Here is a 16,331-nt window from a genome sequence, read left to right on the forward strand (position 1 = left end):
GGAGGACAAATGATGAATCAAGCAACGACACGGAAACCGGTCTACTCGAAACTATTCTCTATGCTCATGCTTCTTGCTGGTGCGGCCGTCGTGCTGATCCCGCTGTTATGGACGTTTGCAACATCTCTTAAAACACCTGCGGAGGTGTTCAAAGATGATTTTTTCCCGGCTGTATGGATGTGGTCTAACTATAAAAATGCCGTTCTGGCCATCCCGTTTTTTACATTTTTGAAAAATACGCTGATTATTCTGATTCCGGTATTAGTCGGTACCGTATTCTCGTCTGCCCTATGTGCGTATGGTTTCGCCCGGTTTAACTTCCGCGGCAAACGCACGCTTTTCCTGGTGCTATTGGCGACGATGATGCTGCCTTCACAGGTAACGATGATCCCGATGTTCATCATGTTCAAGGAAATCGGCTGGGTTGATACATTTTTACCACTCATTATCCCTGCATTCTTCGGGGGCGGAGCATTTAACATCTTCCTGATCCGCCAGTTCATGCGCGGTATTCCACGTGATCTCGATGAGTCCGCTTTTGTGGACGGAGCAAACAAAATGCAGATTTTCACTAAAATCATGCTGCCACTTTCCATGCCGCCACTGATTGCCGTATCGATCTTTACCTTTATGGGCGTATGGAATGACTTCCAGGGACCACTCATTTATTTGAACTCCAGTGAGAAGTATACGCTGGCACTTGGTTTGTCGATGTTCAAAGGGCTGTATAACGTGGAATGGAACATGCTCATGGCTGCAACGATGCTAATTATGCTTCCGCCACTCCTTGTGTTCTTTGTTGCACAAAAATACTTTATTGAAGGCATTTCTATCTCTTCTGCAATCAAGGGCTAATCGTCTGTATTAATAGAAGAGATAAGCGGTGAGCCAAACCACAGAGGAGGACTACCATGGCCACATTAACAAGCAGACATCCATTTAATTTGTATTATAACGCAGGTGAATATGTAAAGATTTGCGGTACCCAGGACGGATACTTTCCTGATTTTGGGCATCATATGGCTAACGAAATGGGCGGTATATGGCTGCATCCGATCAAGCTGCTGGACGGCTTCTGGCTGAAGGTAACCGATCTGGATCGCAACATTGCGGTATGGGCAAGGGCAGACGGATTCACAAGTGAATCCTGGGGCGGAAGCCGGTTCGATTATGATCACGGATTAAGCCACATTCCGGTATCCATTGAACGCAGTCAGTTTGCCCCCGATTATGAAAAAGGCATGGTCGCAGAATATGAGATCAGTGCATACGGCAAAGGAACAACCCGGCTCAAGCTGGAGCTGCTGTCACGTACCGATCTCCGTCCAGTGTGGTATTCCGATGAGATCGGAATTTTTCCAGGAGCGGGTGAAACGGCAGAATCCATTTCTTCGCGCAAGGTTATCGTCAAAGATCATGCCCAAGACTGGTATGCCATGATTGGAAGTGACCTGCCTGGAGTGGAAATGACAGTTGGTCCTGAAATTTACGGACCAGAACTGACGGCAGGCAAGGGAATAGGCATTTCTTTTGTAACCGAATGCGCACTGGAGGAGAAGGATGTGTTCCGCTTCCGGTTATTTGTTGCCGGTTCGGAGTCATCCCGTGAAGCCTGTGAGCAGACTTATGCAGTTATCGAACGTAACCATGTCAGCTTGAAAGAGCAGAAGCAGCAGCTCTACGACAAGTTGGATCAGCGCGCAGTGCTGACCATTGAAGGCGAAGATGAGCTGAACGAGCAATTTGCCTGGGTGAAGCGCAATAATCAGTGGCTGGTGCAGCAAGTGGACGGAATTGGTCGTGGTTTGACGGCAGGTGGACCCACGTATCCGTGGTGGTTCGGCTGTGACAGTACGTATGCGCTTCAGGGTGTTCTTGCTACGGGAGATCATCAACTGGTGCGGGATACGTTGAATCTGTTGCTGGAGAAATCCAAGGAAGCGAACGGCAATGGGCGTTTTGTGCATGAAGTGACCACGATAGGTGCGGTGTCTAATCCCGGCAACACGCAGGAGACGGCACACTATATCGCCTTTGTGTGGGAAATGTTCTTGTGGACCGGAGACGATGCACTTCTGCGCGAGCATTATGACTACTGTGTTCAGGGAATCGACTGGCTGCTGGGTGAGATGGACCCGGACGGAGACCTCTTCCCTTCCGGTTACGGCATCATCGAGATTGCCGGATTGAATATGGAACTAATTGATAGTGCCGTATATACAGCCAAGGCACTTCAGGCGCTGGAGCATATGAGTCTCTATTTGGGTGAAACGAAGCGGCACGAAACATATCAAAAACTGGCCGAAAAAGCGATACGCGCAGTGAATGATGTGTATTGGTCTGAAAAAGACAGCCTCTATGCGGATGCCGTTGCACCTATTTCCGATATTTTGCCCAAGGTGGATTACATGGTTTCTCTCGCTGAAAAGCAAGGGATCACAGACTACCGGGAGTACGTGGAAGGATTGCTTGCCGATGCAGGTGAGAATCAGAAAGACCGCGGTTGGCTGCTGAACAAAAACTGGGTCATTGTCACTCCAATGGAAGCAGGAATTGCCGATCAGGACAAAGGACAGCGTGCGCTGGAAGCGATGCGAAACCGCGACTTCATCGGTGAATACGGTACGTATCTTGCTGCCATGTATCAACAGGGCACGATGACAATCTCTACCGGAGCACATGCAGTTGCAGAAGCGGCGTACGGGCATCCGGATCATGCACTGGATTTACTGCGCCGAATGGGGAAAAGCTTCTCACGTGTAGTGCCGGGTTCATTCTCGGAGATGTCCCCGGACTACGGCTGTGTCGTGCAGGCGTGGACCATCTATGCACTGGCTGTACCAGTAGTACGACACTTCTTCGGCGTTCAACCGGAAGCACAGCACCGTCGTGTAACTTTATCACCTGATATGCCGCAGGCATGGGGCAACAAAACATGTACTCTGGAGCATCTGATGGTAGGCGATGCGGAGTTTGATATTCATTTTGAATCCAGTGAGGGCAAACGTTATGCGAGCATTTCCAATGCATCAGGCTGGACGGTTGTTCTGGACTGGAAAGGCGAGAGACGTGAAAGCAACGAGAAACGAATTGAATGGCAACTAGAGCAATAACATGGGGAGGAACGGGTAATGAAAGGGAACGGAGCACTTCAAGCCGTTATTTTTGATTTGGATGGTGTCATTACCGACACGGCGGAGTACCATTATGTAGCATGGAAAAAGCTAGGGGAATCGCTGGATATTCCGTTTGATCGGGAGTTCAACGAGCAGTTAAAGGGCATTAGCCGCGGAGAGTCGCTGGCGCGCATTTTACGTCTGGGTAGCAAAGAAGATGCGTATTCGGCAGAGGAAAAGGAAGAATTCGCAAGCCGTAAAAATAAACATTACGTCTCGTTGCTGGACTCGCTGACACCGGAGCACACCTACCCTGGAATTCGGGAATTGCTGCTTGAGCTGCAAGCCTCCGGCATTCCTGCGGTGATCGCATCGGCCAGCAAAAATGCCCCTCAAATTCTGAAGGCGCTGGAGTTGGACTCGCTGTTCCGCTATGTGGTACATCCGGATTCCGTACCTCACGGCAAACCTGCACCTGATCTGTTCCTGCGTGGAGCAGAAGAAGTGGGTGCTGACGTTAAAGCCTGCATCGGCATCGAGGATGCGCAGGCAGGTATTGAGGCCATCAAATCCGCAGGCATGATCGCCGTGGGTATTGGTGAAGAAGTTGTACTTAAAGGTTCTGGAACGGACGTAGTGCTGAAAGATACTACACAGCTCACGCTGTCCTTCCTGGAGCGTACGTTGCAGGAGCACAGCCATTAAGCGGAAAAGGGGAGATGCAGCATGAACCGGGCATGGTGGAAAGAAGCCGTGGTATATCAGGTGTACTGGCGGAGCTTCCTGGATGCGAATGGGGACGGCATCGGGGATTTGGAGGGCTTGATGCTCAAGCTCGACTATATTAAAAGTTTGGGTATTGATGTCATCTGGCTTAATCCCATTTATGAATCGCCGGATAAAGATAACGGATATGACATAGCGGATTATTACCGCATCATGGCGAAAGCCGGAACGATGGAGCAGTTCAAGCAATTGCTGGACAAGGTACATGAACTGGGCATGAAGCTCATTATGGATCTGGTGGTCAATCATACATCAGAGCAGCATGCATGGTTTGAAGAATCACGTTCATCTGTCGATAATCCGAAACGCGACTGGTATATATGGAAGCCAGGGAAACCGGATGGCCCACCGAACAACTGGCGCTCCTATTTTGAACCTTCAACGTGGACTTACGACGAGCGGACGGGACAGTATTATTTCCACTCCTTTGCCAAGGAGCAGCCTGATCTGAATTGGGAAAACCCCGAGCTGCGTGAGGAGATTTACCGGATGATGCGTTTCTGGCTGGATCAGGGCATTGACGGCTTCCGCATGGATGTAATTAATCTGCTCGCCAAGCTGGAAGGTTTCCCGGATGCGGAGCACCCGGACAACATTGATTATCTGGGCAATAATCCAGGCATTCATGAATATTTGCAGGAAATGAACCGGGAGGTTCTCCAGCATTACGACATCATGACTGTAGGAGAAATTCCGTTTGTCACACCAGAGGATGGCCTTCTGTATGTGGGGGATAACCGGAAAGAGTTGCATACGTTATTCCATTTCCAGGTGGCGGATGACATGCCTACTTGGGATCTGAAACGGTACAAGGAAATTCAGGAGAGCTGGTATGAAGCTTTCCGACATGAAGGTTGGAACTCCCAGTTCCTGAACAATCACGATCACACAAGGCAGGTTTCAAGGTACGGGAATGATGGACAATACCGTGTGCAATCCGCCAAACAACTGGCGACCATGATTCATACCCTTCCGGGAACACCGTATGTATTCCAGGGAGAGGAGATCGGCATGACGGGTGTCCGGTTCTCTTCCATTGATGAATATCACGATATTGCAATGAAGAACAAATATAAGGAAGAAATCGGTAAAGGCCGTGCGCCAGATGAAGTGCTCCACAGTCTTCAGCCGCTGAGCCGGGATAATTCCCGCACACCCATGCAGTGGGACAGCAGCAAGCATGCCGGGTTTACCGAAGGGCGGCCGTGGATGCAGGTCAATCCCAACTATGAAGAGATTAATGTGGAGCGGGATTTGGCTGCGCAGGACTCCATATTTGCATATTACCAGCAGCTGATTGCCCTGCGTAAAACACACGCGGTTATGGTCTATGGAGATTATCGTGACCAATCGGCAGGGGAAGAGCATGTATATGCCTATAGCCGCAGTCTGGATGGAGAGACATGGCTTGTCATTCTCAATCACTCGGACTGGGAGCAGTCCTATCGTCTGCCTGCTTCAATTGCTGATCGAGCCACGAATGCCCACTTGATCATTGGCAATCTGGATCGCTCAACCTCGGATGAGGTTAGAGAAGGCCACCTTCGTTTACGTCCTTATGAGGCGCTCATTTACTCCTTATAATATATAGCGAGATCACAAGAGCCTGGCGGGGATTTTCCCGTCGGGTTCTTTTTTTATAAAAAAAGGTACACAAAAGATACAAAATGAACTAAAATGAACTTATATGAACATTATCTGACTAACGAAAGGAATGGATTAATGATGCAAAACCGTTATGCTGCACACCCGAATGAAGTGAAAAACTACGATACATCCCGTCTGCGCGAGGAATTCCTGATGGAGCAATTGTTTGCCACAGATGAATTGGTAACCGTTTACTCTCATGTAGATCGTTATATTGTAGGAACGGCTGTACCTCAAAGCAAGGATATTGCACTTGAAGTGAATCTGAAGGATATCGGAACGAACTTTTTCCTGGAGCGTCGTGAAATCGGTATCATTAATGTTGGAGGTCATGGAACTGTGACAGCTGACGGCCAAGGATACGAGATTGGTGCGAAGGAATGCCTGTACATCGGCAGAGGTGTAAAAGAAGTTGTGTTCAAGAGCAACGGCAACGATCAGCCGGCTCAGTTTTATTTTGTATCTACACCAGCTCACCACACGTATCCAACAGTAAAAGCAACGCAAGAACAAGCTCAGCCGAACCACCTCGGCAGTATCGAAAGCTCGAACGAACGGACAATCTACCGCTATATCCACCAGGGAGAAGGCGGAATCCAGAGCTGTCAGCTGGTGATGGGCATTACGGAACTTGACAAGGGCAACATGTGGAATACCATGCCTGCACATACCCACAACCGCCGTTCCGAAGTATACTTATATTTCAACCTGCCGGAAGATGGTGTCGTATTCCATATGATGGGCGAGCCAAACGAAACACGGCATTTGGTTGTACGTGACCGTCAGGCCATCATCTCTCCTAGCTGGTCCATCCACAGTGGTGTCGGTACGAGCAGCTACACGTTCTGCTGGGCAATGGCTGGTGAAAACCAGACGTTCGAGGATATGGACGGCGTGGCGATGAAGGACCTGAAATAGGCGCGTAAATTTCAAAGAAACAGGAAGTTGATCTGTGATGAATCCATTGAAAAGACATGAAAAAATTATGGAGGCTCTGCTGGAACGGCAGGAAGTCACCGTGAGTGATCTGAGTGAACTGCTGCAAGTGACGGGCAAGACCGTACGGGAGGATCTCGATAAGCTGGAAGGCATGGGATTGCTCGTACGTGTCCACGGGGGTGCGATGCTGGCTCAGAACGATCAGTACGGCATCCTCACAAGTCGCGGGGCTACGGAAAAGCATCATTCGGAGAAAACGGAGATTGCCGAGCGAGCCCTTGCTTATATCCGGCCAGGAGATATTGTTGCGCTGGACGGCGGAAGCACTACATTGGAGATGGCGAAGCGAATGGACAATCAGTCCATTACTGTGGTTACCAATGATTTGTTCATTATTGCTGAGTTGACCAAAAAGGAGCAGGTACGACTGGTTGTGCCCGGCGGAGCAAGAGTCCGCAATATGCTGGTGGGAGACGATACGGCTGCCTTTATTTCCGGTCTCAACATTCACAAAGCGTTTATCTCAACGACGGCACTTCATCCGGAATTTGGACTTTCCATATATACAGGAGATCTGGTGCCACTAAAAAAAGCGATGATCTCTGCTTCTCAGCAGGTTTATGGCGTCGTGGATCATTATAAATTCGGACAATTTGCCCTTCGGACTTTTGCACACTGTTCGGAGTTGGACTGCATCATCAGCGACAGTCGGCTGGATGAGGAGACAGCGTCCCTTTACAGGCAAAATGGTATCGAAGTGGATTATCAGAGCTGACCTTCAGTTCCACAGTGGTTACGTGACTGCCGAGGCTGAAGAACACGGCTTGCAACCCAATAACCATGCGGAGGAATCATTCATGAACCCATTTGATTTAAGCGGACAAGTTGCACTTGTCACTGGTACATCAGGAGGTCTGGGGCAAGGAATGGCGATTGGCCTCGCTGAAGCCGGGGCAGATGTTGTGCTGGTGTCTTACTCCAATCCATCGGAAACAGCGCGTGCCATTGAGGCTCTAGGACGCAAAGCGTATGTGATTGAAGCTGATTTGAGTCGTGAGGACGAATTGACCGGGGTTTTTGAAAAGGCATTAGCTTTTCAAGGGAGAATTGATATTCTTGTTAACAATGCGGGAATTATCCGTCGTACACCTGCAGCCGATCACGGTCAGCAGGACTGGCATGATGTCATAGGTCTTAACCTGAACACGGTATTTTTCCTGAGCCAGTTGGCCGGCAGACATATGATTGAACGGGGAAGTGGCAAGATCATAAACATTGCCTCCATGCTGTCTTATCAGGGCGGAATTAACGTACCGGGATACACGGCCAGTAAACATGGGGTTGCCGGTTTAACGAAAGCACTCGCAAATGAATGGGCAGGCAAAGGTGTTCAAATCAACGGGATTGCACCAGGCTATATGGAAACAGACAATACGACTCAGATTCGCGCCGATGAAAATCGGTACCGTGACATCACGGCACGGATTCCGGCTGGACGCTGGGGAACACCTGAGGATCTGAAAGGTCCGGTTGTTTTTCTGGCGTCGGCGGCTTCGGATTATTTGAATGGTCACGTACTGAATGTGGATGGCGGCTGGATGGCTCGTTAACGCTGTCAGCGATCGATGCAAAGGAGGCAATGACATGAAACTTGGTATTCTTGCGCATACGTTTGGTAAACAGCCTACAGCACAGCTTGCACAGACCATCGCAGATAACGGATTTAATTCTGTCCAGCTGGCATTAGCCAAGGCCTTGTCGGATGTGGACTCGGCCAACGGCAAGCTGAGCCCTGGACTGGCGAACGAGATCGGAGATCAATTTGCACAGCGCGGAGTCAAGATTGCGGTTCTGGGCTGCTACATTAACCCGATTGATCCTGATCCTGTGGCCCGTCGTGCAGACATTGATCGATTCAAGGAGCATCTGCGTTATGCCCGGGATTTCGGTTGCAGCATGGTGGCAACGGAGACCGGGGGCCTGGATACGTATCGAGACTCTCATCCGGACGGATATGAAGAAAAGGCATGGACGGTGCTGCGAGAGACGGTAGAGGAACTGGCGGAAGAGGCGGAAAAGTGGGGCGTTCATGCGGCGATTGAGCCTGTATCTACTCATACGCTTCATACACGTGAACATATGATCCGCCTGTTTGAAGAAATTCCTTCAACCAATCTGGGCATGCTGTTCGATCCTTGTAATCTGATCAAACAGCCGCATGTGGCTGACCAGTCTGCATTCCTGCGTGAAGTGATGGAAACGCTGTATCAGCGGATCATTGTCATTCATGCCAAAGATGTGGCTTTCAATGCGCAGGGTGAGAAATTCAATCCGGTGCCGGGTGAGGGCATTCTGGATTATCCGTTATTCTTTGAACTATTGAAGACCTATAAACCACATATTGATATTTCACTAGAAGGGGTAACGGCGGAGGAAGCTGTCCCGGCGGCCAAGCATTTACGTGAGATTTGGAGTGGCGTTCGGGTATAAACGGTACAAATTCGCGCAGAAGTTCAGCAGGTAATGGTTGGAAAAAATCCTTAAAACCTTTGCTCCCGCAAAGGTTTTTTTGGTGTAGCAGTCTTCATCATACATATTTAATATTTCTCATCGGAAAAATCGGAAATATTTCTTTTCAAAAGCGACATCTTGTGAGAGAATATGGAAAACATACGCCACCATGTCATGACATCTAGGGATTTGCCAAACGTATAAGTTAAGGGAGGAAACAGATTTATGTCAAACGAACGTGAGCTTTCATTTGAAACATTGGCAATTCATGCCGGCCAGGAGATTGATCCGACCACCCATGCACGTGCAGTACCGTTGTACCAAACAACATCCTACGGATTCCGTGATACGGAGCATGCAGCCAATCTGTTTGGATTGAAAGAGTTTGGCAATATCTATACACGTCTGATGAATCCGACCACGGATGTGTTCGAACAACGTATTGCTGCACTTGAGGGAGGCGCTGGTGCTCTGGCTACTGCTTCCGGTCAGGCAGCGATTACGTTCTCCCTCTTAAACATCGCAGGTGCGGGAGATGAGATTGTTTCCGCAGCGAGTCTGTATGGAGGAACGTACAATCTGTTCTCAACCACACTACCGAAACTTGGCTTAGATGTAAAGTTTGTAGATTCCAGTGATCCTGAAAATTTCCGGGCGGCGATTACGGACAAAACAAAAGCATTGTACGCTGAAACGATTGGTAATCCGCAAGGCAACGTACTGGATATTGAAGCTGTGGCAGCGATCGCCCATGAACATGGCATTCCTTTGATTGTAGACAATACATTCCCAAGTCCATATCTGCTTCGTCCAATCGAACATGGAGCTGATATTGTCGTTCATTCGGCTACCAAATTTATTGGCGGTCACGGTACTTCCATTGGTGGAGTTATTGTGGACAGCGGTAAATTCGACTGGAAAGCAAGTGGCAAGTTCCCGGGACTGACAGAGCCGGATTCCAGCTATCATGGTGTTGTATATACGGAAGCGGTTGGGCCGATTGCTTATATTATCAAAGCTCGTGTACAATTGCTGCGCGATTTGGGTGCTACGATCTCACCTTTCAATTCATGGTTGCTCATTCAAGGACTGGAGACACTGCATCTGCGTGTTGAACGTCATAGCAGCAACGCACTGGCTGTGGCGCAATATCTGGAGAAACATGAGGATGTGGAATGGGTAAGCTACGCAGGTTTGCCGAGTCACCCTTCCTATGAACTGGCACAGAAGTATTTGCCGAAAGGCCAGGGAGCTATTCTGACCTTTGGTATCAAGGGCGGCGTGGATGCAGGACGCAAACTGATTGAAAATGTGAAGCTGTTCTCTCACCTTGCCAACGTAGGTGACTCCAAGTCACTGATCATTCATCCGGCAAGTACGACGCACCAACAGCTGACAGAAGATGAGCAAACCGCAGCAGGCGTTAACCCTGAGCTGATTCGTTTATCTGTAGGTACAGAGAATATTCAGGATATCCTCTACGATTTGGAGCAAGCCATTAAAGCTAGCCAGCAATCAAGCGTTAGTGTTTAATTCATAACGTTAATAAATTTAATTCACACGAGCCGCTTGTCCTTATGGACGAGTGGCTTTTTTTATTTTACATCGGCTAAGGTGAAAAACCCATTTACAAATACAGAGCACAGACATATAATAAAGCAAAAGTTGTATTGGGTAAAAATAATTGCATAAGTACAAAAATGATTATCATTCTCATTCAAAATGATTTGAAAATCATTCGATAACCATGCTGCTGCGGGATTCCCGCAGCAGCATGTGTCATTTTTAGGGTATTAACAATGGCTCTCATTCTCAATACGACTTCAATACAGGGGACATGGATGCAGCAAAGTGCAATCCACAACCCGACAATCAGAAAGGATTGTGATTCATATGCAAGCGATACACCAACCCATTCAAACCCAGGCCAAAGCTGAACAGCGTTCAGCTAATACACCTGGCCCAGGCCGGGGGCGCAAGCCAGACTTTCGGGCTATGCTGCGCAACAAAGAAATGCAAGCTGCTCTGGGCAGTGGACTTTTGATGCTTATTGCCTGGGCGACGGCCTCATGGTCTAACCCGTTATCCGTACTACTATATATTGTTGCTTATGCCATAGGTGGATGGACCAAGGCTAAAGAAGGCATTGAGACACTGGTCAAGGATCGTGATCTCGATGTGAATCTGCTCATGATTGCAGCATCGCTCGGAGCAGCAGCCATCGGCTACTGGAATGAAGGCGCCATGCTGATCTTTATTTTTGCGTTAAGTGGTGCACTGGAAAGCTATGCAACGGAGCGCAGTCACAAGGATATTTCATCACTGCTGGCGCTCAAACCGGAAACGGCGCTGCGTATTGAGGACGGGAAGATGAATCGTGTATCCATCGATGATTTGCAGCCTGGGGATCTGTTGCTGGTGAAACCGGGCGAACTGGTTCCGGCGGATGGTGTCGTGTACCGAGGCAGCTCTTTTATCAATCAGGCCTCGATTACAGGTGAATCCTTACCTGTAGACAAAATTGCTGGTGACGACGTATTTGCAGGTACTGTGAACGGCGAAGGTGCCCTATATGTGGAGGTGACCAAATCCGCTGAAGGATCGTTGTTTGGCAAAATCATTAAACTGGTGGAAGAAGCTCAGACGGAAGTGCCGGATTCCCAACGCTTTATTGAGCGATTCGAGGGGATATATGCCCGTATTATTGTCGCCGTAACGGTGCTGGTTATTGCCGGAACACCGCTATTGCTTGGTTGGACGTGGAACGAGGCGTTTTACAAAGCAATGGTCTTTCTGGTTGTAGCTTCACCTTGTGCCCTGGTTTCTTCCATTATGCCGGTCATGTTATCAGCAATGTCCAGCAGTGCTCGCCGCGGTATTCTCTTCAAGGGTGGCGCTCATGTGGAGAATATGGCCCAGACTCGGGTGGTTGCTTTTGATAAAACAGGGACATTGACGATGGGTACACCACAGGTGACCGATGTTATAACGGCAGACGGATATGACCGGACACAGTTGTTGGGCGCGGTAGCTGCGATTGAGAACCTTTCGGTGCACCCGCTGGCTCGGGCCATTGTGGAGCAGGCAAGCAAGGAGGACATCAACCTCCCGATTGCTGAACAGGTTCAAGCTCTGACAGGCTGGGGGATTGAGGGGAAAGTAGACGGCGTTCTCTGGAAAATTGGCAAAACGGATGAGTTGGATACGTATCATATCAGTGAGGTAAATAATGCAAATGATATAGAGAAGCAATTGGGTGTTTCTGATATGAATGATCTTGCTGTATGGCTTGGCATACGTGCCCAACTTGAGGGAGAAGGCAAAACCGTGTCTGCCATCACAGCGAACGGGGAGATGGCCGGACTGATCGCGATGAGGGACACTGTGCGCCCACAAGCGGCCTCAGCGGTGAAAAGGCTGGAAGCGATGGGTCTGAAAGTGGCTATGCTGACAGGTGATCGTCCCGAATCGGCCGCAGTGATCGCCCGGGAGACAGGTGTGAGCCTGGTATACGCAGGTTTGTTACCCGAAGATAAAGTGAAGCGGGTGCATCTGCTTCGCGAACAGTACGGGCAAGTGTTGATGGTTGGGGATGGTGTGAATGATGCGCCTGCACTTGCAGCGGCAACGGTTGGCATGGGCATGGGCGTATCGGGCAGCGGCACGGCACTGGAAGTAGCGGATGTTGTACTGATGAATGACAATATTGAAGAAATCGCCTGGGTGATCAGGCAGGCTCGCCGGGCCCAGCGGACGGTGAAGCAGAATATGTTTTTTGCCATCACGGTAATTCTGGCTCTAATCGCGGGCAACTTCCTTCAAGATGTTGCGTTACCATTGGGCGTGGTAGGCCATGAAGGCAGCACGATCCTGGTTATTCTGAATGGACTAAGACTGCTGCGATAACTAAATTCATTTGAAAAAGCCGGCGTTTGAACCTTGGGTCAGCGGGTAATGAATCGAAGAGACGATTCCAGAGGAACATTCTACATGAAATATGACTAAGGGAACGTTGTTATTGGAACATTACCATGCAGTGCGGCAAACTGCCGCTGCAACGAGATGACAATAAGGGAGCTGTGAAAAATGGGACGTTACGTACAAGTGGAACCGAATGTGAGTGTATTTGTTGAAGATATTGGCCAGGGCACACCGGTTGTCTTTTTGCACGGCTGGCCAGTTAATTATAAAATGTTTGAATATCAATTAAATGTACTGCCGAATCATGGCATTCGTGCCATTGCAATAGATTTCAGAGGTTATGGTAAGTCGGATGCTCCGTCCACAGGTTATGACTACGACCGGATGGCGGACGATGTTCGTGCCGTGATTGATGATCTGGAGTTGACCGACGTGGTGCTTGCAGGCTTCTCCATGGGTGGAGCGATTGCCGTGCATTATATGGCCCGCCATGCGGGACATGGTGTATCCAAGCTGGCGCTATTGTCTGCGGCGGCACCTGTGTTCACACAGCGCGACGGTTATCCGTATGGATTGACTCCAGCGCAGCTCACCGAGCAGATTATTGAGCCGATCTTCGCAGATCGTCCGAAGCTGCTGGAGACATTTGGCGGCATGTTTTTCGCGAAGCAGCACAGCCAGTCGTTTATGGATTGGTTCCATGCACTCGGCATGGAAGCTTCGTCTTACAGTACGATTAACAGTGCGATTGCCTTGCGCGATGAGGATCTGCGAGGTGACCTGAGTTCAATTCAGGTACCTACAGCGATTTTACACGGGAAGAAGGATGAGATCTGTCCGTTTGAGTTTGCCGAGGAGATGCATAAAGGCATTGCCGGTTCTCAATTGATTGCTTTTGAGGAGAGTGGTCATGGGGCATTTTATGATGAATTGGAAAAATTCAATGCCGAACTGATTCGATTTATCAAATCCGAATTGTGATCGTAGAACGACCTTTACAGATCGTTCCAATTATTTCATTTAATCTTCATTTGTGAACAAAAAAAGAACCTGGAAGTTCAGCGATCCGCTGTCCTTTCAGGTTTTTTGCCGTCCATTCTTGTGTTCATGTGAGGGCTGTTCTTTGTTCTTTTCCATTAAAAGAGTTCAGTTAGACCAATCATCGTGATCAGTCCAAGCAGAAAGGAAACCGTTGCCGCCCGTGCATTGCCGTCGCCGTGGCTTTCGGGAATCAATTCCTTGTACACGATGAACATCATCGCACCTGCTGCAAAGGCAAGACCATAAGGGACGAGACCTGAGACCAGACTACTGAGAGTGTAACCAATCATAGCTGTAACAATTTCAACTGCACCCGTCAGCGTGGCGATACCGAGCGCCTTGAAGCGACCGATGTTCTGATTGACCAGGAAGAGGGCCACCAGGAATCCTTCCGGCGCATTCTGCAATCCAATGGAAAAGGCAATCAGATTGCCAAGTCCTGCGTCACTGCTTGCGTAGCTGACACCTACTGATAGCCCTTCGGGCAGGTTATGCATGGTGATAGCTGCAATGATCATGAAGGCTTTGGCTTCAATTTTGAAAGGCATCTTCTCGGGATTTTCCAGATCCACATGGGGAATCTTCATCTCTAGCACAAGCAGAACCATGCTGCCCAGCATGATACCAAGGGCAAGTACGAACAAATTGGATTGCCCGAGTGCTTCCGGTATGAGATTGTACACCGAGGCAGAGGTCATGATGCCTGCTGCGTAAGCAAGCAAAATATCACGCAGGCGGTGTGTTACTTTGCGCATAAATAGAATAGGTATGGCCCCAAGGCCGGTAGACATGGCTGAGATAAAGCTGCCAATGAGTGCATCGTTCATGCTTCCATTTTCCCTCCTGATGAAGACTTCTTCATAATCGCTGCCGAGCATTGACACCGTACATAAAAGAGATCATAATGAACAACAGATTAGAATGATTATAAATTAGAATTCCGTTTCTGCATAGGTTAATTGTCATAACGGGCAGTTCATGTGGACATGATGTAGGCTTTCGTTCTAGTGTATGCAAAAGCCTTTGCTTTTGATGCCGGAGAGCCTGACCTTTTTGTAGAACCCGGGGGAGGAACTATACATGTATAAATCAATTATTATTGGAACAGGCCCTGCAGGGCTGACAGCAGCAATCTATCTGGCACGTGCCAACTTGAATCCACTCGTTATTGAAGGACCGCAACCTGGTGGTCAACTGACAACAACAACAGAAGTGGAGAACTTCCCAGGTTTCCCTGACGGCATTATGGGTCCTGAACTGATGGACAATATGCGCAAACAAGCAGAACGCTTCGGTGCAGAATTCCGTACAGGCTGGGTAAACAACATCGATATGAGCGAGCGTCCATTCAAAATTCAGGTTGAAGGCATGGGTGAACTCGTTTCCGAAACCTTGATCCTGTCTACAGGCGCATCTGCTAAATACCTCGGTATTCCTGGAGAAGAAACGAATGTGGGCCGTGGTGTCAGCACATGTGCGACATGTGACGGATTCTTCTTCCGCAACAAAGAAATCATCGTTATTGGCGGTGGAGACTCCGCGCTGGAGGAGGCGAGCTTCCTGTCCCGTTTCGGTTCCAAAGTAACCTTGGTACACCGTCGTGAAGAACTGCGTGGTTCCAAAATCATGCAGGATCGTGCACGCAGCAACGAGAAAGTGGAGATGGCATTGAACCGTACCCCTCTTGAAGTGCTGGCTGGCGACAACGGCGTAACTGGATTGAAAGTACTGAACAACGAAACAGGTGAAGAAGAAATCATCCCTGCTAGCGGTGTATTCGTTGCAATTGGTCACACACCAAACACTGGATTCCTGGGCGGACAGATCACAACCGACGAACACGGTTATATTCTGACTACACCGGGCACATCCGAAACCAATATCCCAGGCGTATTCGCTTGTGGTGATGTACAGGATACTCGTTACAAACAAGCGATCACAGCTGCAGGTAGTGGATGTATGGCTGCAATGGATACAGAGAAATATATTGAGAGCTTGGAGCACAGCGCTGTAGTCCTGTAAGGAAGAGCTGTTTTGATCAATAGATTAGCTATAAAAAAACAATATGAGGTGAATAAACATGGAAAACGTAATTGTATACACATCAACCAACTGCCCAAACTGCAAATCAGTAAAAAGCTTCTTGTCTGACAAAGGCATCTCTTATGAAGAGCGCAACATCGAGACAAGCGATGAGTTCGCACAACAAGTATGGGATATGGGCGTACGTGCCGTACCTCTGACTGTCATTGGTGAACACCGTATTCTGGGTATGAACAAAACTCAATTCGCCAAAGCGCTGGACGCTTAATTTACCCTGTGTAGGGTAAGTTCAAGTCACATGCAGCTATTCCGGTTCGCGCGAGCCGT

General features: G+C 48.9%; 14 protein-coding genes. 13 read left to right on the forward strand and 1 reads right to left on the reverse strand.

Translation table 11 applies throughout. The annotated features are described in order from the left end of the window. Positions 1–12 precede the first annotated feature (12 nt). From MHB84_RS17410 to MHB84_RS17460, 11 genes are all read left to right on the forward strand, one after another. A complete protein-coding gene (locus MHB84_RS17410) occupies positions 13–855 on the forward strand; it encodes a carbohydrate ABC transporter permease (RefSeq protein ID WP_076291229.1) in 843 nt (280 codons plus the stop codon). A 56-nt stretch (positions 856–911) separates the two neighbouring features. Continuing rightward, the gene (locus MHB84_RS17415) at positions 912–3,113 is read left to right on the forward strand and encodes an alpha-L-rhamnosidase-related protein (protein ID WP_076291230.1); all 2,202 of its coding nucleotides are present in this window, start codon (positions 912–914) and stop codon (positions 3,111–3,113) included. Positions 3,114–3,131: 18 nt separating this feature from the next. After that, the gene (gene pgmB / locus MHB84_RS17420) at positions 3,132–3,821 is read left to right on the forward strand and encodes a beta-phosphoglucomutase (RefSeq protein ID WP_076291231.1); all 690 of its coding nucleotides are present in this window, start codon (positions 3,132–3,134) and stop codon (positions 3,819–3,821) included. A 21-nt stretch (positions 3,822–3,842) separates the two neighbouring features. Beyond that, positions 3,843–5,486, forward strand: coding sequence for a glycoside hydrolase family 13 protein (locus MHB84_RS17425; protein WP_076291232.1), 1,644 nt, complete (start codon positions 3,843–3,845; stop codon positions 5,484–5,486). Positions 5,487–5,627: 141 nt separating this feature from the next. Next, entirely contained in the window at positions 5,628–6,467 is an 840-nt protein-coding gene (kduI, locus tag MHB84_RS17430) for a 5-dehydro-4-deoxy-D-glucuronate isomerase (protein WP_076291293.1), read from the forward strand. A gap of 37 nt (positions 6,468–6,504) precedes the next feature. Then, complete coding sequence (locus MHB84_RS17435) at positions 6,505–7,263, forward strand: DeoR/GlpR family DNA-binding transcription regulator (protein WP_076291233.1); 759 nt, start codon at positions 6,505–6,507, stop codon at positions 7,261–7,263. 82 nt (positions 7,264–7,345) lie between these two features. Next, complete coding sequence (kduD, locus tag MHB84_RS17440) at positions 7,346–8,098, forward strand: 2-dehydro-3-deoxy-D-gluconate 5-dehydrogenase KduD (protein ID WP_053779016.1); 753 nt, start codon at positions 7,346–7,348, stop codon at positions 8,096–8,098. A 34-nt stretch (positions 8,099–8,132) separates the two neighbouring features. Further along, positions 8,133–8,978 carry a sugar phosphate isomerase/epimerase family protein gene (locus tag MHB84_RS17445; RefSeq protein ID WP_076291234.1) on the forward strand — a complete coding sequence of 282 codons (846 nt, stop codon included), beginning with the start codon at positions 8,133–8,135 and terminating at the stop codon, positions 8,976–8,978. A gap of 246 nt (positions 8,979–9,224) precedes the next feature. Further along, positions 9,225–10,532, forward strand: coding sequence for a homocysteine synthase (locus MHB84_RS17450; RefSeq protein ID WP_076291235.1), 1,308 nt, complete (start codon positions 9,225–9,227; stop codon positions 10,530–10,532). A 360-nt stretch (positions 10,533–10,892) separates the two neighbouring features. Beyond that, on the forward strand, positions 10,893–12,905 hold the full coding sequence (locus MHB84_RS17455) for a heavy metal translocating P-type ATPase (protein WP_076291236.1): 2,013 nt from the start codon (positions 10,893–10,895) through the stop codon (positions 12,903–12,905). Between the two features lie 180 nt (positions 12,906–13,085). Further along, complete coding sequence (locus MHB84_RS17460) at positions 13,086–13,901, forward strand: alpha/beta fold hydrolase (protein WP_076291237.1); 816 nt, start codon at positions 13,086–13,088, stop codon at positions 13,899–13,901. 155 nt (positions 13,902–14,056) lie between these two features. Here MHB84_RS17460 and MHB84_RS17465 read toward each other — a convergent pair whose 3' ends face one another. Beyond that, complete coding sequence (locus tag MHB84_RS17465; protein WP_053779008.1) at positions 14,057–14,788, reverse strand: ZIP family metal transporter; 732 nt, start codon at positions 14,786–14,788, stop codon at positions 14,057–14,059. A gap of 253 nt (positions 14,789–15,041) precedes the next feature. Here MHB84_RS17465 and trxB point away from each other — a divergent pair, with 253 nt between their 5' ends. Both trxB and MHB84_RS17475 read left to right on the forward strand, forming a co-directional pair. Then, the gene (trxB, locus tag MHB84_RS17470) at positions 15,042–15,983 is read left to right on the forward strand and encodes a thioredoxin-disulfide reductase (protein ID WP_076291238.1); all 942 of its coding nucleotides are present in this window, start codon (positions 15,042–15,044) and stop codon (positions 15,981–15,983) included. A 58-nt stretch (positions 15,984–16,041) separates the two neighbouring features. Beyond that, positions 16,042–16,272: a glutaredoxin family protein gene (locus tag MHB84_RS17475; RefSeq protein WP_076291239.1), complete on the forward strand. Its 231-nt coding sequence runs from the start codon at positions 16,042–16,044 to the stop codon at positions 16,270–16,272. Positions 16,273–16,331 lie beyond the last annotated feature (59 nt).

Source organism: Paenibacillus sp. FSL F4-0087 (assembly GCF_038020215.1).
Taxonomy (GTDB): domain Bacteria; phylum Bacillota; class Bacilli; order Paenibacillales; family Paenibacillaceae; genus Paenibacillus; species Paenibacillus taichungensis.

Excerpts from the sequence above, each read along its gene's own strand:
- kduI (WP_076291293.1), top strand. The coding sequence starts at position 5,628 with ATGCAAAACCGTTATGCTGCACACCCGAATGAAGTGAAAAACTACGAT.
- MHB84_RS17435 (WP_076291233.1), top strand. The coding sequence starts at position 6,505 with ATGAATCCATTGAAAAGACATGAAAAAATTATGGAGGCTCTGCTGGAA.
- pgmB (WP_076291231.1), top strand. The coding sequence starts at position 3,132 with ATGAAAGGGAACGGAGCACTTCAAGCCGTTATTTTTGATTTGGATGGT.
- MHB84_RS17460 (WP_076291237.1), top strand. The coding sequence starts at position 13,086 with ATGGGACGTTACGTACAAGTGGAACCGAATGTGAGTGTATTTGTTGAA.
- MHB84_RS17475 (WP_076291239.1), top strand. The coding sequence starts at position 16,042 with ATGGAAAACGTAATTGTATACACATCAACCAACTGCCCAAACTGCAAA.
- MHB84_RS17425 (WP_076291232.1), top strand. The coding sequence starts at position 3,843 with ATGAACCGGGCATGGTGGAAAGAAGCCGTGGTATATCAGGTGTACTGG.
- MHB84_RS17465 (WP_053779008.1), bottom strand. The coding sequence starts at position 14,788 with ATGAACGATGCACTCATTGGCAGCTTTATCTCAGCCATGTCTACCGGC.
- kduD (WP_053779016.1), top strand. The coding sequence starts at position 7,346 with ATGAACCCATTTGATTTAAGCGGACAAGTTGCACTTGTCACTGGTACA.
- MHB84_RS17450 (WP_076291235.1), top strand. The coding sequence starts at position 9,225 with ATGTCAAACGAACGTGAGCTTTCATTTGAAACATTGGCAATTCATGCC.
- MHB84_RS17410 (WP_076291229.1), top strand. The coding sequence starts at position 13 with ATGAATCAAGCAACGACACGGAAACCGGTCTACTCGAAACTATTCTCT.
- MHB84_RS17445 (WP_076291234.1), top strand. The coding sequence starts at position 8,133 with ATGAAACTTGGTATTCTTGCGCATACGTTTGGTAAACAGCCTACAGCA.
- trxB (WP_076291238.1), top strand. The coding sequence starts at position 15,042 with ATGTATAAATCAATTATTATTGGAACAGGCCCTGCAGGGCTGACAGCA.
- MHB84_RS17415 (WP_076291230.1), top strand. The coding sequence starts at position 912 with ATGGCCACATTAACAAGCAGACATCCATTTAATTTGTATTATAACGCA.
- MHB84_RS17455 (WP_076291236.1), top strand. The coding sequence starts at position 10,893 with ATGCAAGCGATACACCAACCCATTCAAACCCAGGCCAAAGCTGAACAG.